The sequence below is a fragment of the Streptomyces sp. TAA486 genome (assembly GCF_000426165.1).
In genome coordinates this window covers 58,997-82,883 of sequence record NZ_AUEV01000016.1, presented here as the reverse complement: position 1 = coordinate 82,883, position 23,887 = coordinate 58,997, and the positions used below count along the sequence as shown (strand labels likewise).

The window sequence follows — 23,887 nt, the reverse complement described above, 5'->3', positions numbered from 1 at the left end:
CCAGCTCTGGCTCGGGTTCAGGCCGGCGCTGCGCGCCCGGCTGTCAGCGCTCGGCCGCCACCCGGAGGATCGAACGGACCTGATCGATGATGTCCTGCCGGTTCTGGAGGAACTCCGGGTCGGTGATCTCGCCCGTGGCCGGGTCTGTGTTGCCCTGGCCGAACTCGAGGACCGGGGTGTGCACGTGGCCGCCGGGAATGTTCAGGCCGAGCCGGTCGCGCAGCAGCGTCGCTCGGTACGCGATCTCGTTGGACAGGTAGTCCCCGCCACCGCCTTCACGCGCGGTGGAGCCCTCGGTCGGACCGTCCGGACGCGTCACCGGCTCAGTCTCGCCCGCCGGGATCTCCACCACCTCCGTGTTGTCCTTCACCGGGAAGCGGCCCGTCGGGGCGGACACGATGTCCTGGTAGGGAAGCGTGGTGGTCGTCCACTGAGGCTGCGTAGCGGGCTGGGACACCGGGACGATGCCGGAGGCCGAGATGTTGTCGTTGTCGGGGAAGGTCCCACGCCAGGCCCCGTTGTTGCGCTCGACGTCGAACTGGCCGGGCCTGCCCTGGCTGACCGTGGTGAACAGATCCACCTTCGGCAGATGCGGACGCAGAGTCTGCTCGACCATGCCGCGGGTGAAGTCGGCCCAGCGTACGGGGAACATGGCCGTCTCGATCCTGACCGGACCGGCCTTGGTGCGCAGCACCGTGCCGTCCAGCGCCAGCGCGTTGGCCCCGGACGGATTGCTGATCCGTATGTCCTTGTCCAGCGTGAACGGGTCGAAGCCGGTGACCAGCATCCGCTTCGTCCCCTTGTCCTGCCCGCCGTCCTTCCCGTCGGGGAAGTCGATGGCGTCCTGACCGCGAGAGGTCTGCTCCAGCCGGTCACGCAGGGCCGAGCGCTGAGCATCGGAGAGATCGAAGCCGGGCTGCCACTGCCGCAGCGCCCCCGTCATCCCCAACCGCGCCCAGTACAAGGGCCGGTCATCCGCGCGACTCAGGTCCCCGCCCGCCGGGCCGCGCCCCTGTGCCCGGTCCACCGCGCGCTGCCAAACCCGTTGACCGTGTCGCACGACCAACTTCTCCGCTGCAGCGTAGGAGTCCGTGCCGCACAGAGCCTTGGTGAAATCCGAGGCGACCGGGTCGAAGCCGGAACGCTGCAGGATCTCCTGGGGCACCGCCTTGGCCAAGCGCTGCTCCTCCACAGTCAGTTGCACCGAGGGATCCGTGCACCCGGCGGGCTGCTGCTCGGCCAGGGCAGGGGTCATGGGCAAGACAGCGCTCACGACAACTACCGCGGCGAGGTGTGCGCGCAGTCTTGGCATCCGGATCTCCTCCGTTGGCATTGTGGACGTGGACGAGGCGAGAGTTCGGGCAGCGATCGGTGGGTGCACCGCGGCGCGTGGCCGTGAACCTCTGGGCCCGGGCCGGTCCGGCGGTCGAACACGTCCGCGCTGCTGGGTGCTCAAGGTATATGGCTCCGGCCTTCAAATGCAGGTGGGCGACCCAGAGTTGTCTTCGGCCTCAGCGAGCGCGGATGCGGCATCCTCGCCGTCATGCCGTGAGGCCCGCGTCGCGTGCCAGCAGCGCCGCCTGGACGCGGTTGGCGACGTCCAGCGTCGTGAGGATGCGGCTGACGTGGGCTTTGACGGTGCTCTCGCGCATTCCGAGACCCGTGGCGATGTCGGCGTTGGTGTCGCCCCTGCTCAGCAGGGCCAGCACCTCGCGTTCGCGGGGCGTGAGCTGCTCGATCCGGGTACGTGCGGTGGCCGCTCGGGGCCGGCTGGTCGCGTGGTAGCGGTCGATGAGGCGGCGGGCCGCGGCGGGGTGGAGCATGGCCGAGCCGGCGGCGACGAGGTGGACGGCGCGCAGGATCTCGGCCGGGTCGGTGTCCTTGAGCAGGAAGGCGTCGGCCCCGGCGGCGAGGGCGTTGTAGACGTACTCGTCGAGGTCGAAGGTGGTCAGCGTGATCACCTTCGGGGGGTGGGGGAGGGCACGCAGCCGGGTGGTGGCGGCGATGCCGTCCATGCGGGGCATGCGGACGTCGACCAGTGCGACATCGACGCGATGGGCCCTGGCCAGTTCGATGGCATGCACGCCGTCGGATGCCTGGGCGGCGACCTCGATGCCGTCGTCGCCGTTGAGGAGGTCGGTCAGACCGAGACGGACCAGGGCATCGTCATCGACGATCATGGCGCGGATCATGTACGGATGCCGTTCTGTTCGGCGTCTGCGGGGTAGGGGATGCGGGCGGCGAGGCGCCAGCTGCCGGCGTCGTGAGGCCCGCCTTCCAGACGGCCGCCGAGGGTGGTGACGCGCTCGCGCAGGCCGACCATCCCGAAGCCTGAGGAGACGGTCGTGTCTGTGGCCGCGCTGCCGGGGCCGTTGGTCACCTCGACGACGGTGACGGGTGGCCCGTAGTCGATCCGGACGGTCACCCGTGCACCCTCAGCGTGCTTGCGGGCATTCGTCAGCGCTTCCTGAACCAGGCGATGGACTGCCAGTTGGTGAACGGTGGGAGCCTTCCCCGGCTGCCCGTCGACGGTCATCTCGACCTCCTGCCCTGCTGTTCGGGCCTCGTCGGCCAACTCGTGCACGTCGCGCAGGACAGGTGCGGAAGCAGCATCCCCGGTGGCGTTCTTCCCGGGACCGTGCAGGGCACCGAGGACGTCCCGCAAGTCGGCCAGCGCGTCGGTGGAGGCGGTGCGCAGGAGGGTGAGGCGTTCTCCGACCACCGGGGGCAGCGTGCTGGTCGTGGCGGTCAGCACGCCGGTGTGAAGCGCGATGAGGCTCAGCCGGTGGGCCAGCACATCGTGCATCTCGGCGGCGATCCGGGAGCGTTCGGCGGCTCGGGCGGCCTCCTCCCGCAACTTCCGCTCGATGCGCAGATGTTCGACCTGAGCGTTCAGCACCTTCACCTGACGGCCTCTGCCCGCCCAGTGCCCGCACCCCACGACCACAAGCAGGAGCAGGCTGAAGCGCTCCGTGAACGACGAGGTCGCCGAGGACAGCAGCATCTCGGTGACCAGCACGGCGGCGCCACATCCCATGGCCACGACGACGCGGTGGCTTGCGGCCAGGTCGAACAGCGCGATCAGCAGCAGCGGCAACATCGGCCATCCCCACAGGCCCGTTGCCGCGGTGACCAGGAGCGGGGCGAGGAGCCAGTGGGGGCGGCGGACGAGCAGGGCCAGCCCGCACAGCACCGCTGCCGCGGTCCCCGACGTCAGATACCCGGCATCGGTGGACACGGCGCCGTACTGAACGGCGCCGAAGGTGACCAGCACCACCAGGCCGTAGCGCCCGTATGCGACCCACGAAGGGTGCTCTCTCCAGCCCACCCAGCGATCCTAAGTGCCCGGTCAGGAGGTCTTCGTCCGACGATCTTCCATGCTGACCCCCTACTTTCGTAGGGGGACGCCGTCGTACAACGACGGAGTTGCAGGTGCGGGCCGGCTTCCTAGCGTCGCAGCCATGAGCCACTCGCCTGCGTCACCCGACCGTATCCCCGCGCAACGTCCTGGCGGGAGCTGGACGTTCCTCCTCGAAGCTGCCCGCGACCTGCGCACCGTCGGGGCTGTAGCGCCGAGCGGCAAGTCCCTGGCTCGCGCGCTGACCGAGCCGGTGCGCGCACAGGCGGCACGGCCGCTCAACATCCTCGAGGTGGGGGCCGGGACCGGAGCGGTCACCCGGGCCCTGATCCCGCAGCTGACACAGGGCAGTTATCTCGACGTCGTCGAGGCCAACCCGCGTTTCGCCGAGCGGCTGCGCGACCTCGTCGGCACGTATCCGGGTGCGGCCGGAGGGTCCGAGCAGATCCGCGTCCACGCCTCCCACGTCGCGTGTCTGGACATCGACCGGCGCTATGACGTGATCGTCTCGGGCCTGCCCTTCACCAATTTTTCTCCGCACAACGTGGAAGCGATCATGGATCGGTATCTGGAACTCCTGCATCCGGGCGGTATCTTGACCTACTTCGCCTACCGGGGCACCCGGCACGCCCGCACCCTGCTGGCGTCCGCAGCGCAGGCGCACCGGCACCGGGCAGTGGAGAGAGTCCTCTCCGACTACCAGCGCCGCTATGCCACCGGTTGCCCCACGGTGTGGGCCAACCTGCCTCCGGCCACGGTGTGGCAACTCAGGCGCCCCGCGAGCGAATTCCGGCGCACGGATTCGCGGGAGGCCGCGGCTGGGGCGAGTCGATGACGGTCGTGTCCGACACTCTTGGCCAAGTGCCCGCCGGCGCCGCCTACACGATGGTGACGGTGGCCGTCCTGGCCGAGTCCGTCCTGCTGATCGGTGCCTTCATTCCTACCCTCACGCTGCTGCTGACGGCCGGTGCGCTGGCACAATCCGGATTCCTGAGCCTCTCGTTGGTGATCGTGGTCGCCATGTGCGCCGTGATCGCGGGGGACTTCGTCGCGCACCGCACGGGAGGACTGCTCGGCGACCGTCTGCGCACCGGACGGCTCGGCTGCCGCGTCCCGACTGCCGCGTGGGGGCGTGCCGAGGCACTGATGGCACGCTGTGGCGGCCAGGCCGTCTTTCTCTCCCGCTTCGTTCCGGTGGTCCGCACCGTCACGCCCCACCTCGCCGGTGCGACCCGCCTGCCTTACCGCCGCATCGCCCCCTACAGCGCCATGGCCGCGCTGGTGTGGGCCACCGCCGAGGCCGGTATCGGATACGCGGCCGCGACATCATTTCAGCGCGCTCTCGCCGTCGGCCCCGTGCTCGCCGGGGTCGCCGCGACAGTGGCAGGGGCTGCGCTGGCATGGGCGAAGATGCGCCGCCGCCGTCGCAGCCGGTCCTGGGCAAGCAGTGCACGCAGCCCCGGCACCGAGTCCCCTGCAACACCGCTCCATGCTGTCGCGACGCGCGAAAAGCTATGACACGGCGGGTACTTGGCCGTTTTCGACACGGAAGCGCAGGTGGGTCACGGCCCCGGAGACCGCCTTTCCCTCCGCGGCCAACTGGGCCCGCTCACCGGCGAACAGCGGCGTCCCGCCGCCCAGCAGGACCGGAACGAGGTGGATATACAACTCGTCGAGCAGGCCGCCCGTGAGCAACTGGCGGGCGACGTCGGCGCCCAGCACCAGAACGTCCTTGCCCCCGGCAGCCTCCTTGGCACGCTCAACCGCCGACCGCATCCCGGCGAAGACGAACGTGCCGCCGTTGTCACCGAGGAGGTCCTCCCGTGTCCGGTGAGTGACCACGAAGCTCGGGACGCCGGGCCACGGAGTACCGCCCCAGGGGCGCAGGCCGAGATCGAAGGTGCGCCGCCCGATGACCGTCGCCCCCACCGCTGCGTCCACTTCCCTGCGTATCGCGGCGTCGATCTCGCCCTCGGACCCTGACCCGGCCATCCACTCGTGCAGGCCTTCCCCGCCGTCCCCCATCGGCTCCGCCTCACGGACGTTCGGGCCGGCCGTGAACCCGTCCAGGGACACCGACACATCCAGCACGACCTTGCTCATCGCTGAACTCACCCCCACCTGGCGCCGCCGTCGGGCGCCGTCACGAGATGGTTGCAGACCGGTAAGGACTTTGAAATGCGACTTGGCCGAACGGAGCAGTACATAAAGGGCGGAACGGTGCCGTTCCGTCAACTCCGGGGCGCCGCGCACGTCATTGCGGGCGCAGGGCTACTGCTGCCCGCGGCGGCGTGCACCACGCGAGCCTCGTCCCAGGCGGCGGAGCCCGCGCACGACTGTCAGGTACTCGGTGTCCACTGCCGTGCCCCGCGAGGTGCGGTGCCCGCCTCCGCCTCCGCCTCCGGCAGCCAGTGCAGCAGATCGTCCTCGCGGACGGTGTGTATCCGCGCGGCGGCCTCCAGTTCGGGCTTCGGCGCAGGCCGGCGGCCCTCCCAGAGCGGTGAGCCGGCCGGGGACGACCGCGCGAAGCGCGGCCGGCGAACCTCCTGAGCTGAATCGACGGAAGTGGAAGGCCGCCCGGTGTACGGCCGGGCGGCCTTTGGCATGTGTCTTCCGGTTGGCAGAGCCCCCGCGATCAAGCCAGCAGGTGGTTGGGGTGGGACACCCGGCGGGCGGCGTCCAGCAGGGCCCGGATCCGGGAGCTGGCCTGGTCGGGATTCTCTGCGGGTGTCGCGAACGGCAGCCGGACATCATGATCGGCACTCGGATACTCGAGGCGCAGCGTCGCGCCGAGCCGGTCCAGTGCCACCGGAACCGCGCGCACGATGCCCCTGTCCGGCTGCGGTCGCACGAGACGCAGGAGCAGGGGAACGCATTCACTGTGGTCGTCCCAGAGATGCGTCAGCATGCTCGCTTCGCTGGTGGCCAAGGGGTCAGGGATCGCCTCCTGCAGTTCGCCGAGCGCTACGAATTCTCGTCCGCGGGAGTCTTCCAGGACCGCTTGGCCGAACTCCATACAGGTGCTCTCCGTGGCCTCCGGGTCGAACGGGGCCGCCAGCACTCCGGTCAAGGTGACTCGGGCCCGCAGCCGTTCGCGCACCGGCGTGGGTGCGATGTCGGTCAGCTCCAGTCTCACCGGGAGACGCATCCCGTCCCTGGTGGGAGCGCCTTCGGGCGGTGCGTGAAGGTGGAAGTTGCCCACCGACTCCGTGCCGCGGAGCCGGTGCACCTCGGCATGCAGCCCGTCGCTCACCACCGTCATCGAATGGGCGGCGGCCAAGATCGACCGCACGCGCTCGGCGGGCGTCGGCTCTGTGACGCGGGTGCGGAAGGGGCGCATCCAGGTTCTCCCATGACTGGGTCGGGGATCGTACGGCCACGCGAACGTGACGCAGTTAGGTTAGGCAAACCTAACATGCCGCTCGTGTCCTCCCGGACCCGACAGGTATCCGCGTGACCGGACGTCCGACCGGCTATCCTCAAGTGCCGTGCGTGCGCGGCGACTTGGCTCGGTCGTGCAGGGGGCGACGGCTGAACCCCTGATCCGTGCAGGGCTGGTGCCATGTGTTCGGGTGCGCCACGCTCGTCGCCACCACCGTGACGAGTGAGCCGGATGGTGCGCCGCCGGCTGATGCCGCAACGGACTTGTCAGATCAGGACTAAGCCGCAAACTCTGCCTCGCGCACACCAATAATGAGCACAGAATGTTCACCGCGCTTCGATGGCGTGTGTGGGGAGGGATTCTGATGCGTTCCGTCAAGCCGTCCGGGCGAGTGGCCGGCACCGTGCTGGTTGTTCTCGGCGTCGTCGCAACGCTTGCCGCGCTGCTGATTCCCGTCTACTTCTTCGACGGGAACCGCACCATCGCGCTCTCAAGGGCCGGATGGCAGGACGACGGCAAGGGAACCTGGAAGACCGAATACGGACCGCTCACGTCGCTCGACCGTGACTTCCTGCGGAGCGTGCGGAGTGCAGGGCTGTGGGAAGTGCCTGCCGGCCGCGCTGCACAGCGAAGCACGGAGAGGTCGGTACGGCTCGTCGGCGACCATGTCGTCGAGGGCTGCGGTGAGTTGGACAAGCGCGTCATCGAGGCCAGCCGCACGTTGAAGGTGTCGCTGCCGAACCGGGCGACGGACGACCAGCGGAAGTACCTGCTCGAGATCGAGAACGCGAACGGCAAGAAGGCCGACGAGGTCCTCGTCAACCGTCTCCGGAAGCAGGGGGGTTCGTCCTTGGCCCTCGTGAGTCTCGTACGCGATCAGACCAGCAACTCGATGGTGCGGTCATTGGCGACCAGGGCCAACTCCATCGTCCTCGATCACGTCTCCGTGCTGGAAGAGACCGGAATGGTGGACTACGAGGCGCTCACACAGTAGCGCTGCTTCTTCGCCTGACGCCGTACGCCGTTGGCCCCGCAGGGTTGCCGGCACCGTCCGCCCGATGATTCTCGCTGCTCCCCGTGTGCTTGCCCCGGCGCTCAGCGGACCTGCTTGCCCCCCGAGTTGTACGTGACGAGTTCGGTGGGCACGGTGATCCGGCGGGGCTCGCGAGGCTTCCCGGACGACGGCTGGTCGGCGGGTCGTATGCGAGAGACGAGCAACTCCGCGGAGCGGCGGCCGAGTTGGTCGGTGTCGTACGCGACGACGGTGAGCGGAAGTCCCAGGGCGTCGGCGAGTTCGAAGTCGTCGAATCCGGTGAGGGCGGTGGAGCGGCCCGCCGCGCGGATGGCGTGGTACGCACCGATGGTGTTGCGGTTGTTGGAGCAGAACAGCGCGGTGGGCGGATCGGGCAGCGAGAGGAGCTCCCGCGCGGCGAGCGTGGCCTCCCCGGTCGTCTTCTGCCCCTGCCGTACGTAGCGTTCGTCGACGGGAAGCCCCGCGGCATCAAGGGCGTCGGTGAAGCCCTTCAGACGCTGCGTGCCGGTGTAGACGGTCCGGGGCGAACCGACGAAGCCGATCCTGCGGTGGCCCTGGGCGAGCAGGTCCTCGGTGGCGCGGCGTGCTCCGCCGAAGTCGTCCACCAGGACGCAGTCGGCCTCGAACCCCTCGGGCGGACGGCTGGCCAGGACGACGGGCACCCCGCCCGCCGCGGCCGTGGCCAGATGGCGCTGGTCGGTGGAGGCGGGCACGGCGACGATGCCGTCGACGCGCCGCGCGACGAGGTCGTCGACGAGTTCCCTCTCGGTGACCGGGTCCTGCTTGGTGTTGGCGATGACGGTCTTCAGGCCGTGCGGTGCGAGCACCGAGTCGACCCCGAGCGCGAGCTGCGAGTAGAAGGGGTTGGCGAGGTTGGTGACGAGGAGACCGACGAGTCCCGTGCCCTCGCCGAGGCGCAGACTGCGGGCCAAGTGATTGGGCATGTAGCCCAGTTCGTCGGCCGCCGCCTGTACGCGCTCCCGCGTCGCCGCCGAGGCGCGCGGGTCGCCGCGCAGCACGCGCGAGGCCGTCATGGAGCTGACGCCCGCCAGTTCGGCGACGTCCCGCAGTGTCGGTTTCCCGCCCTTCGCCGCTCGCCCGTCCGCCATGCCGGCCATGCCCCCTCTCACGTCGCAGCCGCCGCGACGGCCGCGCCGACGAGCGCGGCGTCGCCGGTGAGACGGCTGGTCCTCACCGTGACCGGAGTATCCCCCAGTCCGGCGCGGAGCGCGGGGCCGATCAGGTCCCAGGAGCCCGTCATCGAACCGCCAGCGATGAGAACCGAGGCACCGAAGGAGGCCAGATACGGTGCCAGCACGCGGCCCAGGGGGGTGAACGCCTCGTCGAGAACGGTCCGCGCCCGCTCCTCGCCGCTGCGTGCGCGGGAGGCGATGACGTCCACGTCGAGCTGCGCGTGGCCGTACCGTTCGCGGATGGCACGGCGGGAGACCGACTCCTCCAGCGGCCGCCCGTCCAACTGCAGCAGATCGACGCGGCCCTGGGGCGGCACGCCGCGCCCCTCGGTCTGCGGGGAGCCGTCCGCGAGGAAGGCCGAGCCCACGCCCGTGCCGAGTGTGATGCCGGCACAGCGCGCGTGGCCCTGCGCCGCTCCCGCGTGCCATTCCCCGAGGAGGAAGGCGTGCGCGTCGTTGAGGAAGACCATGCCGGCGGGGCGGCGGGGGAGTCCGTCGAGCAGCGCCGCGCGTATGTCGATGCCGCGCAGGCTGTCGAACTTGCCGACGCCCTCGAAGAGTCCGATGCCCCGGGCGTAGTCGAAAGGACCGGGCACGGCCACTCCCCACACGGCGCCGGGCGGTGCGGGAAGCCCGGCGGCGCAGGAGATGACGCTGCCGAGGATGTTCTCCGCGCTGCTCTGCGCATCGAGCCGCCGGCTGACCCGTGCGGTGACCTCGGCACTACCGGGGTCGGCCATCGCTGCGGTCACATGGGTGCCGCCGATCTCGAGTACGGCTCTCACAGCGCATCCTGTGTCCGTACGAGCGCCTTGACGACCTTGGCCGGGCCGCCGCCCGCAGGATGCAGCCGGTACGGGCCGACCGCCGCGGGCACGGTCAGGGTCTCCGCGTGGGCGAGTTCGTGCCGGTGTCCGGACGCGGTCTCCACGATCACACCTTCGCCCTCGACGACGTTCAGCACGTGGAAGCGGCCCTCGGTGTCGTCCTCGGCGGCCGCGGTGCCGTCGAGGACCATGCGGCGCACCTCGTAGAACATCTCCGGGAGCGCGCCGAGGACTTCCTCGCGCCAGCCGTCCCCGCCGCGCACGGTGCGTGGTTGCGGCACCAGATCATGGGCGACGTCGTCGCCGCGGCGCCGTGTGTCGAGGTTGGCCAGGCCGTGCTCGTAGGGGAGCGGACGGGGGTTGCCGTCGGCGTCCGGGCGCAGCCAGTCGTAGAAGCGGAGGCTGTAGAGGTAGGGAGTGGCGCTGATCTCCAGTACGAGGTTGCCGGTGCCGCTCGCATGCGGCGTGCCGGCGGGGATCATGAACAGCCGTCCCCGCTCGGCCGGGAACGTCAGCACGTGGTCCTCGGGACGCATGGGCGTGCCCTCGGAGACGGCGTCCTCGATCTGCTTCCGGAACAGCGCGACGTCGGCGTCCTCCCGCAGGCCGAGGAAGACGCGCGTGTCGTGGCCGCCGACGGTCATGTAGTACGTCTCGTGCTGCGTGTAGTGCCAGCCGAAGCGCTCCCGCATGTACCGCTCCTGGGGATGGCAGTGCAGCGAGAGATTGCCGCCGCCGACGGTGTCCAGGTAGTCGAAGCGGATGGGGAACGACGTGCCGTAGCGGGCATGCACTCCGGAGCCCAGCATCTCCAACGGATGCAGCACGCACAGCAGTTGGAAGGGAATCTCGGCCTGTGCCCTGGGGCCCTCGCCGATGAGCACACCGGACTCCGGGGCGATCAGTTCGTAGCCCAGGGCGGTGTTGCGTGCGCCCGGGTTGAAGCCGAGCGTGCGCTGCGCCCAATGGCCGCCCCACGGCGTGGAGTTGAAGTACGGCCGGGTGCGCACGGGCCGCCGGGCGAGCGTAGCCAGCGTCGCGCGCAGCCCGTCCCCGTCGATGAGTACGGGGTGTTGGGGCTCCTGCACGTCGAGCCAGGCTTCGACGCGGGGCGCCATGGCGTCCCGGTGCCGGTCGAGCATGGGCCAGTCGACGTAGAACAGCCGGCGCAACTCGCCGCGCCGGCCGGGCAGCCCGAGGTTGGACCCGGTACCCGCCGCTACAGCAGCCTCCGCATGGCGCTTGGGCACGTCCGCGTACCACAGCACGTCGTGTGCGAGTGCGGCCGCGCCCGGCCCGCAGATCAGCAGCACGCCCTGCTGCGGCGGGGCCGGCTCCGGGAGCGTGTCGAAGAGGTGCTCCAGCGGATTGCCGGCGAGCTTGCAGTAGTAGGGGTCACCGGCGTCCTCGGGCCGCACGGTGCGCCGCACCACGACCTCCGCCGCTGCGTAGTGGTCGCGCACGTCGAGCACCTCCACCGCCGCGCCCCGGTAGGAGAGTTGCTCCGCCAGCCGGCTCAGCAGCGTGTCCCAGTCCACGGCGGGTGGCCCGTCCACCGCCACGACCGCCGGCCCTTGCGGCAGTTCCGCGGACACGGCCTGCCAGCCGGTGGCGAGGCGGGCCTGCGGCGCGGGGTCGTATCGCGGGTCGAGCCGGTACACACGTTCTCCTTCGGGACGGAAACAGGGTGCGGCGTCGGGCGCCGCTTCACGGACGTTCGAGAAGCACCGCCGCCGTGCTCAGCGGGGGAATGTCCACGCGCGTGCCCCCGTCGGCGAGTTGGAGTGGGCTCACGGCGCGGCCGAGGTAGTCGGCGCTGTGCGCGGCCGTCACGGGGAAGAGCGCCCGTACCGGGCACGTCAGGTGTTCCTCGGCGAAGGACTGCAGCCGCAGCAGAACGGCATTGCCGGGGCCGGGAGTCGTCGCGCCGACGAGACGCACGCGCGGGTCGCCGAGTTCGGCGAAGGCGAGGGAGTCGCTCAGCAGCGAGCGGGCACCCCCGCCGTCCGAACCGTCCCCGTCCCCGCCCCCGCCGACGGGGCCGCCTCGTGCCCGTACGGCGTGCAGCGGGCGGCTGCCGGCCGCCGCCGTGCGCGGGCCGATGCCGATCGCGGCCGGGCCCGAGGCGCAGGCCAGGCTGTAGCGGAAGCTGAAGTCGAAGCCCTGCTCGCTCGGGAAGTTGGTGTCCCAGAGGTTGTTGTAAATCCAGGAGAAGACCGTGGCCGGCTCGTCGTGCTCCAGCGTCCGGGGGAACGGCGCGTACGGCAGGGCGATGTTGCCGGACTGCACCAGCGGTGCGTCCTGCGTGGCCCAGGCGACGGTCCAGTCGTCCTCGGCGAGCGTGATCCAGCGGCGCACTGCCCGCATATGGAGAGCCGAGCCGGGCACGACGGGAAGGCCGCTGCCGGTGACGCCGCCAGAGGCCTCCATCCGTACCTCGGGGTCGTCGAAGGCGAAGGGGAACGCGAAGTAGGCGCTCTCCTTGCCCAGCGTGGCGTCCTTGTCGACGCGGTTGTCGATGTCGAGCCTTGCGATGCCGCGGGGCAGGGTCAGGGTGGTGCGCACCCGCTTCGCGCCGCCGGGCCCCGTCTCGTACGTGACGGACTCCGAAGTGGCGGTGGACGTACGGGCGATCAGCGCCGCGGGCGGCGCGACCACGCGCGCCCCCAGGTGCTCCAGCCGCTCGGAGGCCGTGGTGCGGCTGGAATTGTGGTTGAAGCCTCCGGCGGTGGTGTAGCTGTCGTGGATGTAGGCGTTGAATCCGACGGTCGCGTCCGTGCGTACCAGTTCCCGGCCGGTCGCCTTGTCGACCACGGAGGACACGCACGCGCGAGCCAGATCGACCCGCACCGCGAGGAACTCGTTCTCCAGCAGGGTGGGGTCCGCGTGGGCCTGCGCCCGTGCCGCGCTCTCGCCGGGGTCGTGCTTCTCGGGACCGCCGGTCGGATTCCACGGTGGAGCGGCACGTGGTGTCTCCGCCGGCTCGGGCCCCGCGAGGATGTCGAGGCGTACCGACCCCGCCGGTGGCACGTCCTCCACGCGCACGCGCAGGAAGCGTCCCGCGTCGCGGTGTTCGGGGTTGACCTGGGCGCGTTCCTCGTGGTCGAGGAGGTGTCCCGTTCGGGCGTCGTGCACTGCCACGGACGCGCCGAGCCCGACGCTGCTCTCCGGCAGGAAGATCTCCGCGACCTCGGTACGCGGCCATGAGCAGGTGTTGACCACGTGGTACGACGCGTCCGCCCCCTCGGCGGGGGCCAGTCGCTGCCCGAGCCGCGCCGTGGCGCGGTCCAGCAGCGAACGGGAGTCGTCGTGGGCGCGCAGCGCCTGCCCGTACTTCCAGTGCCACTGCTGCTCGCCGGAGTGCATGTGCTCGTGGCCGTGGGTCCAGGGGTCGGCCGCGCCCCAGGTGTGCTCGTCGAAGAGGGAAACCGCCTCATAGACGCCGGCGGCCCCGGCGGTCTCCTGATGGGCGCCGTCCGCGCCGAGTATTCCGGCGAAGGTGCCGATGGTCTGAGCGTCGGCGGCCGTGGGCTGGGCGGTGCGGGCCATCGACAGGGGGTGGGCACCCGAGCCGACTCCGTCGACCCACCAGTCCGTCCAGTCGCCCTCGAAGGTCCGGATACTGTCGCCGAGGCGGCTCTCGGCGTCGGTGAAGAAGTCCTCGTTGCGGGAGAGCCGCAGCTGCGGGTAGGCCCAGGTCTCGTTCCAGCGGCGGACGGTGTCGGCGATGATGCGGCGCGGCGGCGCGTTGTCCCCGAACTTGCCCTGTACGCGCAGATGGAGCACGTCCCACGGGTAGGGCTCGCGTTCGCTCTCCTCCTGGTCCATGCTCCAGCCGAAGACGCCGCCCGGATACGGGTAGGGGCGCGTGGCCAGCGCCGTCAGATAGGCGGGCAGCAGATCGTCGACACGTCCGTAGTCCGTGTCGAAGCCGAGCAGCGGGCCCTCCATGTAGGCCAGGCCGTGCGGGGTGTCCGTCACCCACACCAGCAGGCTGTTGCCGCTGGGGGCCGCCCAGCGGAACAGCCGGGGCAGCTTGTCCCCGCCCACGAGGTGCGGCACGGAACGGCCCGCCCAATTGTGCGCCACCGATAGATACTTCACGCCTGCCGAGGCGAGCGCGTCGACGAGTCCCACGACCGACCCCGGCACGTCCGTCTGCATCGCGGAGGTGAGTGTCAGGCCCCACTCGTCGCCCACCGTCCGTGCGGAGCGCAGGAGTTCGTGGAGTTCATCGGTGGAGCAGGTCTCGGTGTGCAGGTTGAAGGGCATCGCCGTCAGCTCGATACGTCCTTGCCTGACCCGGCGTACGAACTCCTCCACCTGCTCCGCGGGCCTGGCCGCGGCCCACTGCTGGAAGGACCACAGCGACTCCACGCACCAGCGGAACTGCGAGTCGGCGGGCCAGTCGTCCGTCGCCCGTGTCAGCTCCAGACACGAATCCAGGTAGGACAGGTGCTCGGCCAGCACCAACCCCTGCGGATCGGTGTATCCGATGTCGAGGTGCGAGTGGTGAACCAGATGGACCGTCCACCGCCGCTGCGGCGTCAGCGTCACCGCGAGGCCCTCGTCCTCTCCGCCCGGCACCCCGACGGTGACCTGCTGCGCGGACTCGACGGCCGGCACCATCAGCCGCACCGAACCCGCCGGCCCGGGGCGCCGTTCGACGGGCAGTGCCGCACCCGATCCGGTGCGTACCGCCAGCTCATCCGGCACGGCGGAGCCGTCGGCCGTCTCCACGCGCAGCGACTGCAGCAGCCCGTCGCCGGAGCGGCTGAGCAGCGGCTCCTGGATCAGCCGCAGGTGGCGGTCCGACAGCCGGCCCTCCGCCGAGACCACGGACTCGCGCAGGCTGTCGTGGATCCGCTCATGGTCCCAGTCGTTTGTCCGTACGAGAGCACGGGTCGTCATGCGGCACTCGCTTTCATCGGGCGATGGCGGTGACTCCGCGGAGGAAGAGACCGCGGAAGAGGAGGAAGACGAGCAGAGTGGGCACCGAGACGATCAGGGCCCCGGCCAGGATCACGGGCGGACCGGAGGAGCCGTACGCGGAGTTGAGCGTTGTCAGCGCCGCCATCACCGGCTGCACCTCGGGGCTGCGGCTGAGCGTGATGCCCAGCAGCAGGTCGTTCCATACGGCGGTGAACTGGAAGATGAACGCCGCTCCCAGACCGGAGCTCATCAGCGGCACGTGGATGCGCCAGAAGATCCGGCGGAAGGACGCCCCGTCCAGCATCGCCGCCTCGGTGACCTCCGGCGGCATGGTCGTCATCTGGTTGCGGATGAGGAAGAACGCGAACGGCACCGCCCACGCCGCATACACCAGCATCAGACCGAGCCGCGTGTCGTAGAGGTTGGCGTCCGCGTACAGCCCGAACAGCGGCGCGAGGAACATCTGAAGCGGGAAGAGCGTCCCGGAGTAGATCAGCCAGAACCAGAACGCGGGCCTGGGAACCGGCAGCACCACGACGGCGAACGCCGCCATCGCGGCGACGAGTACTGCCACCGAGCCGCACACCACCGAATACAGCAGCGAGACCAGGAAGCTCTCCCCGATGCCCGCCTCGCTCCACGCGATGTGCAGGTTGTCGAGGATCGCGAACCCGCGCGGTGCCCAGTCGGGCGTGCCGGTGTAACCGCCCGCCGGGGTAAGGGCGTTGACGATCAGCAGATAGAGCGGGATCAGCCAGAGCAGCACGCATCCGGCGACGAACAAGTTGCGCAGCGCACGTCCCATCATCCTGCCTCCTCAGTCCCGGGCGCCGGGCATCTGGCGGCGCAGATACAGCCATGACGCGGCGACGACGATGACGGACAGAATCAGGGCCACGGCCGAGCCGTAGCCGACGTGGAAGAGCCGGAAGGCCTCGCGGTACATCGTCAGGGCCAGGGTCTCGGAGGACCGGGACGGGCCGCCCTGCGTGAGCACCCAGATCAGGTCGAACGCCTTGAGGGAGTTGACGATGGCCATGCCGACGACCACCACCGTCATGGCCCGCAGCTGCGGCAACGTGATGTGGCGGAACATGCTCCAGCCGCTCACGCCGTCCAGGTGCGCCGCCTCGACGATGTCGCGAGGGATGGCACGCAGCCCGATGGTGAAGAGCACCACGTTGATGCCGGTCGCCTGCCAGGTGCCGGCGATGATCAGGGACACGGTGTTCTGCGGCCACTCCAGCAGCCACGGCTGCGCCAGCGAACCCAGACCGACCGCACCGAGCACCTGGTTGACGGCGCCGTCCGAGGTCAGCATGAACTTCCACAGCACGGCCGTCGACGCCCCGGAGATCGCATACGGCAGGACGATCACCAGTTGCGCCAGATTCCCCAGGCGCATCCGGTGCGTGGCGACCGCGATCAGCAGCCCGGCCACCACCGGAAGCAGCAACGTCCCCGCGACCCACATCACCGTGTTGATCAGCGAACGGCCCAGGATGGGGTCCTCCGCCAGCCGGACATAGTTGTCGAGCCCGATGAATTCGCTGGTGAAGCCGTTGTCCTCGAAGAGGCTGCCGTAGACGCTGCGGAAGAACGGATAGACCAGCAGGACTCCGACGAAGGCCAGCGCCGGGGCGGCCCACACCAGCGATCCGGCGGGGCTGCCCAGCCGGCCCCGCGCCGTCGCGGCGCCGGAGGCCTGCCCGGGCGTCCGGGTGGGGATCCGCCGCTTGACCCGAATCGGCCCGGCAGTGCTCAGCGTCTCGCTCATACCTTCTCCGCCTCCCTCCACACCTGCCACGCCTCGTCGGCGCGCTCCTGCATCGTCCTGAGCACCTGGCGGTAGCTGGGCGGGTCGAGCAGGAACCCCGCCAGGTCATCTACGGTCGACTCCACCAGTTCCGGCGGACCCTGCTCCCAGAAGCGGTTGAGCATCCACAGCCGCTTCTCCTTCGCGGTGCGGGCGATGCCGTCGACCATCGGATTGGCCGGATCCACACGGGGGTTGGGACAGCCGTCCTGCAGGGTGTGCGCGAACGCCTCGGCCACCCGCGGATGCAGCCACTGCCCCGCCGCTTTGACGGCTTCCTCGCGGTCCGGGCCCTTGCTCGTGCACACCAGTGCACTCGATTCGAAGATCATGCTGGGCCGCGCCCGGGGGTCGGCCATGGGCAGCACGAAGGCGTCCACATTGCCGCCCGGCTTGCCGCCGGCGGCCTGCAGGCTGGGTGTGAGGAAGGTGCCGCCGGGCATCATCCCGACCTTGCCGTGTACCACAGCGGCGGCCGCGTCCTCATGGCTCATGTCCATGGGCGTGAACCAGTCGTTGTCGAAGAAGGAGGCGATCGTGCGCAACGCCCGCACCGCGCGCGGGTCGTTGTAGCTTCCGCGCCCGTTCATCAAGTCCTGGTAGAAGCGGGGGTCCTGCCGGACAAGGACCTCCATGAACCAGATGAAGGCGGGCCAGCGGCCGTCGGTCGTGGCGTGCAGCGGTGTGATGCCGGCGCTCTTGAGGCGCTTGCAGGCCGCGAGGAAGTCCTCCCAGGTCTGCGGGGCTTCGAGGTCGTGCTCGGCGAAGACCTCGGTGTTGTAGAAGAAGACCCAGTAGGCCAGGTTCATCGGCAGGGCCCACACGCGGTTCTTGTAGGTGAAGGCACTGCGCAGTTCCGGGTAGACCCAGCCGCGCGCCTCGGCCCTTTCCCAGTGGCCGGTCATCTCGATGATGCCGCCGGTGCGTGCCAGATCCTGCAGGCGGTACCCCGACCAGTACTTGAGCATGTCCGGCGTCTTGCTGGTGCGCAGTGAGGACTTGACGATCTGCTCGAACGACTCGAGCGACGGTATGACCTGCGGGACCAGTCCGATGCCCGAGATCGACTTCATCCGCCGGCCCGCGGCGGCGATCGGTTTGCCCCACCCCGCGTTGTCGCCGTGGAGGGCGACCTCGCCGGGAGGCTGGCCCGCGGCGGTTCCGCAGGCGGTGGTCAGGGCGGCGGCACCGGCCGCCGCGAGGAGACCTCGGCGGTTCAAGGTGGCTCTCGGGGTCGTGCTGTGACGGCGTCCATGCATGGGACCGGCCCCTCACGTGCGGGTGTTATCGTTAACATGTTGCGCGGCAGCCAACTCCTGCCGCCTCCGGATGTCAATGGGCGCGACAGCATCTGCCTCTTCCATGCCGGATTTTCCTGGCACGGCTCGGGTGGGTCGACGACGGTAGAGGGGGGTACGTCGCGGGGATCTCGCCGACGGCAGTGCCCGGCATCCAGGCAGTAAGATCCGCGCGCTGATTGTCGTTGACCGGTTCGGCGACGGTGATGTCAGCGTCCATGTAGATGACTGTCATCACGCGTCGCGGGGTGACCGCGCCGTTGGGTGAGGCGCGATGGAAGGTCCAGCCGTTGTGGAGGCTGACATCGCCCAGCTCGTAGGGCGTCTCGAGCACAGCGAAGTCCCGCTCGACAAGGGCGCGTTGGAGTTCGTGTTCGGACGCGTCGCTGATCGGCGGTCACGGCCGTGGACGAAGCGGTGCCTGCCGACAGCGAAGGTCAGGGGTCCCATCTGGACAGGCGTCTGCTGCAAGGGGATCCAGGCTGTGACCGTGCGGTCGGTGGACAGCGGCAAGTAGGACTGGTCGGCGTGTCAGGGAGTGATGCCGCCGCCTGCCTCCTTGCAGAGCGCCTGATCGTGGTAAAGGCGTACCGCGTCGACGCCGAGCAACTCGGCCGCGACGCCGGCCGGTCGAGTGGAGAAGACGAAGTCCCGGACGACCTCGCTGTGCTGCCACAGGTTGGTCACCTGTAGGAACGCCTTGCCGGAGGTATCCCGCTCAGCGAGAAGGAGATGCCGGGTGTTCAGCTCGATGACCCGCGAAGTGATGTCCGGCTCGTAGCTGCGGACGGTGCCGGGGGAGAGCACGCCGGGAAGCTTGGCGAAGCCCTGACCTTCGAAACGCCGGCGCGCTGTCGCATCGAGCGAGTAGAGGCGGGGGAGTTCCGGGTGCGTGGTCGTCATGGCCTCAGAATCCGTGTCTCAGACGATCGTGCCACGTCCACGACGGCAGGAACCGGTGCCTTCCCGCCCGCCTTCACGGGCGAGACATCCTCGCCCGTATCAGCTGTAGCGGGCTTCGCGCTCCCGCGCGGCCGGAAGTCCCACCAGCTCGTTGAACTCGTCGAAGCCGGGGAGGCTGACACTCTGCGGGCCGCTCAGGGCGGCAGTTGGCGTCCCGTCGCGGCGCAGGGTCGACAGCAGCGAGCGCACCCCCGCGGTGGCGGCCAGCAGAGTGCCGATCGGGTAGAGGACCAGCGCGAAGCCCAACTCGCGCAGACGGGACAGCGGCAGTGGCGGCGTCCTGCCGCCTTCGGCCCAGTTGAAGAGCAGTGGGGTATCGGCGGCGAGTGTGCCGGCGATCCTCTCGATGTCCGATTCTCCGGTCGGTGCCTCGACGAACAGCACGTCCGCTCCGGCGTCCCGGAATGCTCGCGCGCGGTCCAGTGCCGCGTCGACACCATCGGTGGCGACCGCATCGGTCCGGGCGATGATCACGGTGTCCGGATCACGCCGGGCGTCGCAGGCGGCGCGGATCTTCCCGGTCATCTCCGCTGCGGGGATGACCCGCTTTCCGGCCATGTGCCCGCATCGCTTGGGCATCACCTGGTCCTCGAGTTGGATGCCGGCAACGCCGGACCGCTCGTAGGTCTCCACGGTGCGGGCGACGTTGAGCGCGTTGCCGTAGCCGGTGTCCGCATCGGCGATCAGCGGCGTATCGCCGATGGCGGCGGCGATCCGTCGGGCGTTGCCGGCCATCTCGGTCCCGGTGAGCAGCCCGATGTCCGGCTGCCCGATGAGCGACGCGGTGCTGCCGAACCCGGTCATGTAGACGGCGTCGAACCCGGCGTCGGCGACCAGGCGACCGGACAGCGCATCGTAGGCTCCCGGGGCGAGGAGCGGGCCCTGCGACGGTGCTGCGGCGAGCAACTCCCGTAGCCGTCCGGCCGGCGTCCGCTTCGCACGGTCCGATGCGTCCACCATGTCTCGCTCCCCTCTCACCATGTGTCCTTGGATCGACGTTATAGCTACCCGGAAGCCGTGCGATTCGGTGGAGAGGGCCGGTTGCGGAGGCCGCCTATCAGGGTGGGAATCATCACCGCCGCAGGGACGAGGTGCAGCCCGACGAGGGCGAGGGTGGTGGCGGTGTTTGCCCCGGAGAGGACGGGCGGGACCAACGAGATCGCGGTCAGCGACACCGCCGTCCACACGAACCGCTCGGCGGGGCGAGCGCTCCAACGAAGAAGAGCGACGGCAATGACGACGCCCACGACCGAGAAGAAGCCGGTCACCACGGCGAACCCGGACAAGGGGATCGTCTCGCCACCATCGGGTACCTCGAAGTCGACGCCAACGGCCTGGGCAAGCGCAGCGGCGAGGGTGGTGGCCACTGTCGCGGCGATCGTGGCCATGAAGCCGGTGCCGGAGAGCCGGCGGAGTCTGTGGGTGTGGCTGGTCCGGCCCGATGCCGGGCCTGCGACGATCCCGCTGTCATTCATGCTGTTCATATCGTTCCTCCGTCATTCGGCAACTGGCGTACGGGGTGAGTTGACCGGTATGTGACGGTCCTGGACCTGGGGGTGACGATGCGCACCCTCGCCGTGCGACGGCCGGGGTTCCGCAGGGCGCGGACGCCGGTGCCGCGGAACCAGAACCCGGCGTCGCGTCCGAGGACGGGCCCGCGCTCGCCGTCGCGCAGCTCCAGCTGCACCCGCCCGCTGGTGACGACGCCGAACGCGTCGCACCACTCCTCCGCGACCACCGCGACACGCGCGCCACCGCGCAGCGCGAGAGTCCACACCGGGACTACTCCGTGCCCTCCGGCGGCAGTCGCTCCGGCAGCCCCAGTCGCGGGAACTGGTCGTCGTGGAAGGTGATGATCTCGGTGATCGTCCCGCCGGTGACGCGCAGGACGTCGATCGTCAGAGGCAGGTACGTGCCCTCCCGCTTCTGCCAGTGGTAGAAGGCGATGGCGGGTTGCCGGTTCACGGAGGTGAGGACGGTGCGCAGACCCTTCATGCCCTCGAAGCCGCTCTCGGCCCAGTACGTCACCACCGTGTCGCGGCCGATGTACAGGCCCGGCGTGGGCGGCATCGAGCAGCGGACATCGTCCCGCAGCAGTGTGGCGAGCCGGTCCACGTCCGTGGCCACGCTCGCGTCGGTATAGCGGCGCACCAGCTCGCGTGTCCCGGCGTCCTCCTCGCCGCCGGTCCAGTCCTGCCGCTCGGCGGGCAGGTGCTCCCGCATGCCGGCGCGGGCCCGCTGCAGCGCACTGTTCACGGAGTTGACGGAGTCCCCGAGGAGCTCGGCGACGTCCTTCGCAGGCCAGCCCAGCACGTCCCGCAGGATCAGCACGGCCCGCGGGCGCGGCGCGAGGTGCTGGACTGCGACCAGGTACGCCAGCTCGATCGTCTCCCGCGCGACGGCGAGGGTCTCAGGCTCGTCAGTGTCACGCGCGGGCAGCTCGTCGAGCAGCCGGTCCGGGTAGGGCTGCAGCCACAGCACCTCGCCGCCGGTCGCGGGCTCCGGGCGGCGCTTGGCCAGCAGGTCCAGACAGGCGTTGGTGGCGATCCGGTACAGCCAGGCCCGGAACGTCGACCGCCCCTCGAAGGTCTCCCGCCGCCGCCAGGCACGCAGGAACGTCTCCTGAACGGTGTCCTCGGCGTCCTCGAACGATCCGAGCATCCGGTAGCAGTGCACGTGCAACTCCCGCCGGTGCCGCTCCGACAGCCCCGAGAACGCCGGCTCGTCGACCTCGCCCAGCCCGCTCATGCACAGCTCCTCCAGCCGCGTGTCCGCACTCATCACGTCATCGTCCTTCCGCCTCGTCGTGTCCCGTCGTAGGTGTGACGGGTGCGAGCGCGACAACTCATCACTGGCGTCGGTCGGCATGGCTGATCCAGTGACGGATCCGGAGGCGGAGCACGACGTGCGCGGGTCGGCCGGGATCAAGTCGGCGAGGCAGGTGTAGGTGTCACCGATGCGCGGGTGGGCCAGTGCGGCCGTCCGTGGGGAAGCCGCGTCAGCCTCGCCGGACCTGCATGATTGCGACGCGGGCGTCGTGTCCGTCGACGTGCATCGGTACGCTCGCCGTGCGCTTGAGCCTGATCTCCGTGCCATTGGTGCCGGGCAGCCAGGCGATCTGGTCGATGCCGCGGGGGAAAGCGCGCTTCTCCTCATGAGGAATGAGCAGCGGCATGGGGCTGCGGTTGACGTCGCCGGTCCAGATGACCGGGTAGCCCTTGTCGTGCCAGTGCTTGAGCACGTCGTCGCGGTGCTTGCGGAAGTGCCGTCCCCACATCTTGACCCGCCACGCCTCTGCGGGGTCGTCCTTGCCGTTCCAGGCACCGGCAACGTAGTGGGTATTCGCGAACACGAACCTCACCTGTGGGTCGGCAGCGAGTTCCAGAACTGCCTCTGTGATGACGCGGTGCGGGGAGACATCGGACTTGCCGCCGTGGGCGAAGGTCATTCGGCGGTCGACGACGTTGAACGTGCGCGGGACCGATATCGGGACTTGGCCGGCGACCTTGTCGGCGACGAAAAGGTTGTGGAACGAGCTCCCGAAATGCTTGCGGATGAACCCGGCCTCCTTCCCGTCATCGTCTCCTTCGCCGATCTCCTGCCAGCCCACGAGAGGCGTCTCGAGTTCGCCGTCGATCGACACGGCGTGCCGTACGTCGCGGATGGCCCGTTCGCGTTCGTCCAGATGGTCGCGTCCGATGTTCGCGGTCACGACGACGAGACGTTGCCAATCGCCTGCACTTTCAGGGCCATCGGCCTTTGCACGTGCCGCGTCCGCCCCGGCGGCACCGGCCAGGATGCCCGCCGTGCCGAGAGCGGCGCCGCTGCCGAGCGCGAGGGCACGTCTCCTGCTGAGCGATTCCATGGATGTCCTTCCCTTGGGCTTCCCTGCTGGCCCCCGTGGCCCGTGGCAGGCACATGCTCTGCGAACTCTGCGAACTCTGCGTTCTCAGCGGGGAGTACGACGCCCACCGGCTCGGCACGACTCAGAAGTGCCCGCACTGGGTGCGGCTGGCAAGTCGGCCAGTTCGCACGAAGGAGCGCCCAATCGGCGAGAGTTGAGCCTGCTACGGGAAGCACCCTAGGTCGCATCCTCCGGCTGCCGGGCGAGATCGAAGCATCGCTTTACCTTTGTCACGGGTGCCGATGCAGGTCCCGAACGAGGCCCTGGACCGGGGTCGTTCAGCCCAGCGTGTCCATCAGCGCGGTGACATAGGCATCCAGCCGCTCCTCCACGGCTCGCGTCGTCAGCTCTGTCCTCCCTGCCTCCCGCCACGCCTGCGCCACCAACCGCAGGTCCTCTGAGAACGCCAGCCCGTCCCGCACCCGCCAGTACAGCCGCTCGCTCGCGGCCGCGGCCAGCACCCCGCCGGCCTCCTCATACGCCTCAGCGAACCCGAGACCCCACGCCGGGCCGTGCAGCAGCGCGAGATTGGTGGAGCAGTGCGCGACATCGAGGTCCGCCGGGCCCCAGGAGGCCCCTGCCCAGTCGACCACGCCGGTGATCCGGGCACCTGCCGACCTTCGGGGCGGCAGGTCGAACAGCACGTTGCCGGGGTGGAAGTCCCTGTGCAGGAAGCGCCCTTCGTAGGGCGGCGCAGGCTTGCGGATCACGTCGATGGCTGCGGCCCATGCCGCCGCGTCGGCGCCCTTCGGAGTCACCACGGTGTCGGCGGTCGTCAACGCCACATACTCCCGGGGCCGCTCGGCCGGTCGCATGACGTGGATCGCCACGAGTTGACGGGCCAGCAGAGGGAGGCGCGTCTCCAATCCCTCATCGTCGAGGAACGTCCGGCCCGGCAGATGTGTCATGAGGAGCGATGGATGCTCGCACTGCGCGGCGGTCGGATCAACCGCGACCAGTTCAGGAGCCGGCACGCTGGCCCCCGTGAGCAGGGTCAGGGCGCCGGCCTCCCTGTTCAGACTGTCCTCGGCGTCCTCCACGTCGACGAAGGTCCGCAGCACGAGGTCACGGGTGCCTCCGTCCCGTGTGCCGAGGGTCAGCCTCCGCATTTCGGCAGTGATGCCGCCGTGCAGCGCCTCGGTTGCGACGATCCGTTCGCCGACCTCGAGGTGCCGGCTCAC

At 69.9% G+C, this 23,887-nt stretch carries 22 protein-coding genes; 3 read left to right on the top strand and 19 right to left on the bottom strand.

Annotation, left to right across the window (positions count from 1 at the left end; translation table 11 throughout):
* Nucleotides 1–43: 43 nt before the first annotated feature.
* The 3 genes from I004_RS0121715 to I004_RS0121705 all read right to left on the bottom strand — a co-directional run bounded on the left by I004_RS0121715 (nucleotide 44) and on the right by I004_RS0121705 (nucleotide 3,328).
* Nucleotides 44–1,312, bottom strand: a complete 1,269-nt coding sequence (locus tag I004_RS0121715) for a C15 family peptidase (RefSeq protein ID WP_037977258.1) — start codon at nucleotides 1,310–1,312, stop codon at nucleotides 44–46.
* 229 nt (nucleotides 1,313–1,541) lie between these two features.
* Entirely contained in the window at nucleotides 1,542–2,192 is a 651-nt protein-coding gene (locus tag I004_RS0121710) for a response regulator transcription factor (protein ID WP_028437234.1), read from the bottom strand.
* Nucleotides 2,189–3,328 carry a histidine kinase gene (locus tag I004_RS0121705; RefSeq protein WP_028437233.1) on the bottom strand — a complete coding sequence of 380 codons (1,140 nt, stop codon included), beginning with the start codon at nucleotides 3,326–3,328 and terminating at the stop codon, nucleotides 2,189–2,191. Before I004_RS0121705 ends, I004_RS0121710 begins: the two co-directional genes overlap by 4 nt.
* 133 nt (nucleotides 3,329–3,461) lie before the next feature.
* Here I004_RS0121705 and I004_RS0121700 point away from each other — a divergent pair, with 133 nt between their 5' ends.
* Together I004_RS0121700 and I004_RS35305 are read left to right on the top strand one after the other, a co-directional pair.
* Entirely contained in the window at nucleotides 3,462–4,193 is a 732-nt protein-coding gene (locus I004_RS0121700; RefSeq protein ID WP_028437232.1) for a methyltransferase, read from the top strand.
* Entirely contained in the window at nucleotides 4,190–4,876 is a 687-nt protein-coding gene (locus tag I004_RS35305) for a VTT domain-containing protein (RefSeq protein ID WP_051345302.1), read from the top strand. The genes I004_RS0121700 and I004_RS35305 overlap by 4 nt, the downstream gene beginning before the upstream one ends.
* Here I004_RS35305 and I004_RS0121690 read toward each other — a convergent pair.
* Together I004_RS0121690 and I004_RS0121680 are read right to left on the bottom strand one after the other, a co-directional pair.
* Complete coding sequence (locus I004_RS0121690) at nucleotides 4,871–5,461, bottom strand: dihydrofolate reductase family protein (RefSeq protein ID WP_028437231.1); 591 nt, start codon at nucleotides 5,459–5,461, stop codon at nucleotides 4,871–4,873. The genes I004_RS35305 and I004_RS0121690 overlap by 6 nt on opposite strands.
* 532 nt (nucleotides 5,462–5,993) lie before the next feature.
* The gene (locus I004_RS0121680) at nucleotides 5,994–6,698 is read right to left on the bottom strand and encodes a DUF2470 domain-containing protein (RefSeq protein ID WP_028437229.1); all 705 of its coding nucleotides are present in this window, start codon (nucleotides 6,696–6,698) and stop codon (nucleotides 5,994–5,996) included.
* 406 nt (nucleotides 6,699–7,104) lie between these two features.
* Here I004_RS0121680 and I004_RS0121675 point away from each other — a divergent pair, with 406 nt between their 5' ends.
* Complete coding sequence (locus tag I004_RS0121675) at nucleotides 7,105–7,734, top strand: DUF4142 domain-containing protein (RefSeq protein WP_028437228.1); 630 nt, start codon at nucleotides 7,105–7,107, stop codon at nucleotides 7,732–7,734.
* Nucleotides 7,735–7,835: 101 nt separating this feature from the next.
* Here the strand turns inward: I004_RS0121675 and I004_RS0121670 are convergent, their stop codons facing one another.
* From I004_RS0121670 to I004_RS0121605, 14 genes are all read right to left on the bottom strand, one after another.
* Complete coding sequence (locus tag I004_RS0121670; protein ID WP_028437227.1) at nucleotides 7,836–8,882, bottom strand: substrate-binding domain-containing protein; 1,047 nt, start codon at nucleotides 8,880–8,882, stop codon at nucleotides 7,836–7,838.
* 17 nt (nucleotides 8,883–8,899) lie between these two features.
* Nucleotides 8,900–9,751, bottom strand: a complete 852-nt coding sequence (locus I004_RS0121665; RefSeq protein WP_028437226.1) for an ROK family protein — start codon at nucleotides 9,749–9,751, stop codon at nucleotides 8,900–8,902.
* On the bottom strand, nucleotides 9,748–11,454 hold the full coding sequence (locus tag I004_RS0121660) for a class I mannose-6-phosphate isomerase (RefSeq protein WP_028437225.1): 1,707 nt from the start codon (nucleotides 11,452–11,454) through the stop codon (nucleotides 9,748–9,750). The genes I004_RS0121665 and I004_RS0121660 overlap by 4 nt, the downstream gene beginning before the upstream one ends.
* Before the next feature lie 46 nt (nucleotides 11,455–11,500).
* Nucleotides 11,501–14,704 carry a glycoside hydrolase family 38 N-terminal domain-containing protein gene (locus I004_RS0121655; RefSeq protein ID WP_028437224.1) on the bottom strand — a complete coding sequence of 1,068 codons (3,204 nt, stop codon included), beginning with the start codon at nucleotides 14,702–14,704 and terminating at the stop codon, nucleotides 11,501–11,503.
* Nucleotides 14,705–14,717: 13 nt separating this feature from the next.
* Nucleotides 14,718–15,530: a carbohydrate ABC transporter permease gene (locus I004_RS0121650; protein WP_037977318.1), complete on the bottom strand. Its 813-nt coding sequence runs from the start codon at nucleotides 15,528–15,530 to the stop codon at nucleotides 14,718–14,720.
* 12 nt (nucleotides 15,531–15,542) lie between these two features.
* On the bottom strand, nucleotides 15,543–16,502 hold the full coding sequence (locus I004_RS0121645; RefSeq protein WP_028437222.1) for a carbohydrate ABC transporter permease: 960 nt from the start codon (nucleotides 16,500–16,502) through the stop codon (nucleotides 15,543–15,545).
* Nucleotides 16,499–17,761, bottom strand: coding sequence for an ABC transporter substrate-binding protein (locus tag I004_RS0121640; protein ID WP_486580167.1), 1,263 nt, complete (start codon nucleotides 17,759–17,761; stop codon nucleotides 16,499–16,501). The genes I004_RS0121645 and I004_RS0121640 overlap by 4 nt, the downstream gene beginning before the upstream one ends.
* A gap of 609 nt (nucleotides 17,762–18,370) precedes the next feature.
* Entirely contained in the window at nucleotides 18,371–18,742 is a 372-nt protein-coding gene (locus tag I004_RS39895; protein ID WP_199779440.1) for a hypothetical protein, read from the bottom strand.
* Nucleotides 18,743–18,841: 99 nt separating this feature from the next.
* Nucleotides 18,842–19,762, bottom strand: coding sequence for an isocitrate lyase/PEP mutase family protein (locus I004_RS0121630; RefSeq protein ID WP_028437220.1), 921 nt, complete (start codon nucleotides 19,760–19,762; stop codon nucleotides 18,842–18,844).
* A gap of 44 nt (nucleotides 19,763–19,806) precedes the next feature.
* On the bottom strand, nucleotides 19,807–20,286 hold the full coding sequence (locus tag I004_RS0121625; protein ID WP_028437219.1) for a DUF6069 family protein: 480 nt from the start codon (nucleotides 20,284–20,286) through the stop codon (nucleotides 19,807–19,809).
* Entirely contained in the window at nucleotides 20,283–20,579 is a 297-nt protein-coding gene (locus I004_RS0121620) for a hypothetical protein (RefSeq protein ID WP_028437218.1), read from the bottom strand. Before I004_RS0121620 ends, I004_RS0121625 begins: the two co-directional genes overlap by 4 nt.
* A gap of 5 nt (nucleotides 20,580–20,584) precedes the next feature.
* Nucleotides 20,585–21,583 (bottom strand): RNA polymerase subunit sigma-70, encoded by a 999-nt coding sequence (locus I004_RS0121615; RefSeq protein ID WP_028437217.1) that lies wholly within the window; start codon nucleotides 21,581–21,583, stop codon nucleotides 20,585–20,587.
* Between the two features lie 217 nt (nucleotides 21,584–21,800).
* The gene (locus I004_RS0121610) at nucleotides 21,801–22,667 is read right to left on the bottom strand and encodes a hypothetical protein (RefSeq protein ID WP_028437216.1); all 867 of its coding nucleotides are present in this window, start codon (nucleotides 22,665–22,667) and stop codon (nucleotides 21,801–21,803) included.
* Nucleotides 22,668–22,984: 317 nt separating this feature from the next.
* Complete coding sequence (locus I004_RS0121605; protein WP_486580166.1) at nucleotides 22,985–23,887, bottom strand: phosphotransferase family protein; 903 nt, start codon at nucleotides 23,885–23,887, stop codon at nucleotides 22,985–22,987.

Bases quoted from the DNA above. Each gene is read 5' to 3' on its own strand.
- I004_RS39895 (WP_199779440.1), bottom strand. From the start codon at position 18,742: ATGACGACCACGCACCCGGAACTCCCCCGCCTCTACTCGCTCGATGCG.
- I004_RS0121715 (WP_037977258.1), bottom strand. From the start codon at position 1,312: ATGCCAAGACTGCGCGCACACCTCGCCGCGGTAGTTGTCGTGAGCGCT.
- I004_RS0121655 (WP_028437224.1), bottom strand. From the start codon at position 14,704: ATGACGACCCGTGCTCTCGTACGGACAAACGACTGGGACCATGAGCGG.
- I004_RS0121680 (WP_028437229.1), bottom strand. From the start codon at position 6,698: ATGCGCCCCTTCCGCACCCGCGTCACAGAGCCGACGCCCGCCGAGCGC.
- I004_RS0121645 (WP_028437222.1), bottom strand. From the start codon at position 16,502: ATGAGCGAGACGCTGAGCACTGCCGGGCCGATTCGGGTCAAGCGGCGG.
- I004_RS0121625 (WP_028437219.1), bottom strand. From the start codon at position 20,286: ATGAACAGCATGAATGACAGCGGGATCGTCGCAGGCCCGGCATCGGGC.
- I004_RS35305 (WP_051345302.1), top strand. From the start codon at position 4,190: ATGACGGTCGTGTCCGACACTCTTGGCCAAGTGCCCGCCGGCGCCGCC.
- I004_RS0121670 (WP_028437227.1), bottom strand. From the start codon at position 8,882: ATGGCGGACGGGCGAGCGGCGAAGGGCGGGAAACCGACACTGCGGGAC.
- I004_RS0121615 (WP_028437217.1), bottom strand. From the start codon at position 21,583: ATGAGTGCGGACACGCGGCTGGAGGAGCTGTGCATGAGCGGGCTGGGC.
- I004_RS0121650 (WP_037977318.1), bottom strand. From the start codon at position 15,530: ATGGGACGTGCGCTGCGCAACTTGTTCGTCGCCGGATGCGTGCTGCTC.
- I004_RS0121690 (WP_028437231.1), bottom strand. From the start codon at position 5,461: ATGAGCAAGGTCGTGCTGGATGTGTCGGTGTCCCTGGACGGGTTCACG.
- I004_RS0121710 (WP_028437234.1), bottom strand. From the start codon at position 2,192: ATGATCCGCGCCATGATCGTCGATGACGATGCCCTGGTCCGTCTCGGT.
- I004_RS0121610 (WP_028437216.1), bottom strand. From the start codon at position 22,667: ATGGAATCGCTCAGCAGGAGACGTGCCCTCGCGCTCGGCAGCGGCGCC.
- I004_RS0121675 (WP_028437228.1), top strand. From the start codon at position 7,105: ATGCGTTCCGTCAAGCCGTCCGGGCGAGTGGCCGGCACCGTGCTGGTT.
- I004_RS0121700 (WP_028437232.1), top strand. From the start codon at position 3,462: ATGAGCCACTCGCCTGCGTCACCCGACCGTATCCCCGCGCAACGTCCT.
- I004_RS0121630 (WP_028437220.1), bottom strand. From the start codon at position 19,762: ATGGTGGACGCATCGGACCGTGCGAAGCGGACGCCGGCCGGACGGCTA.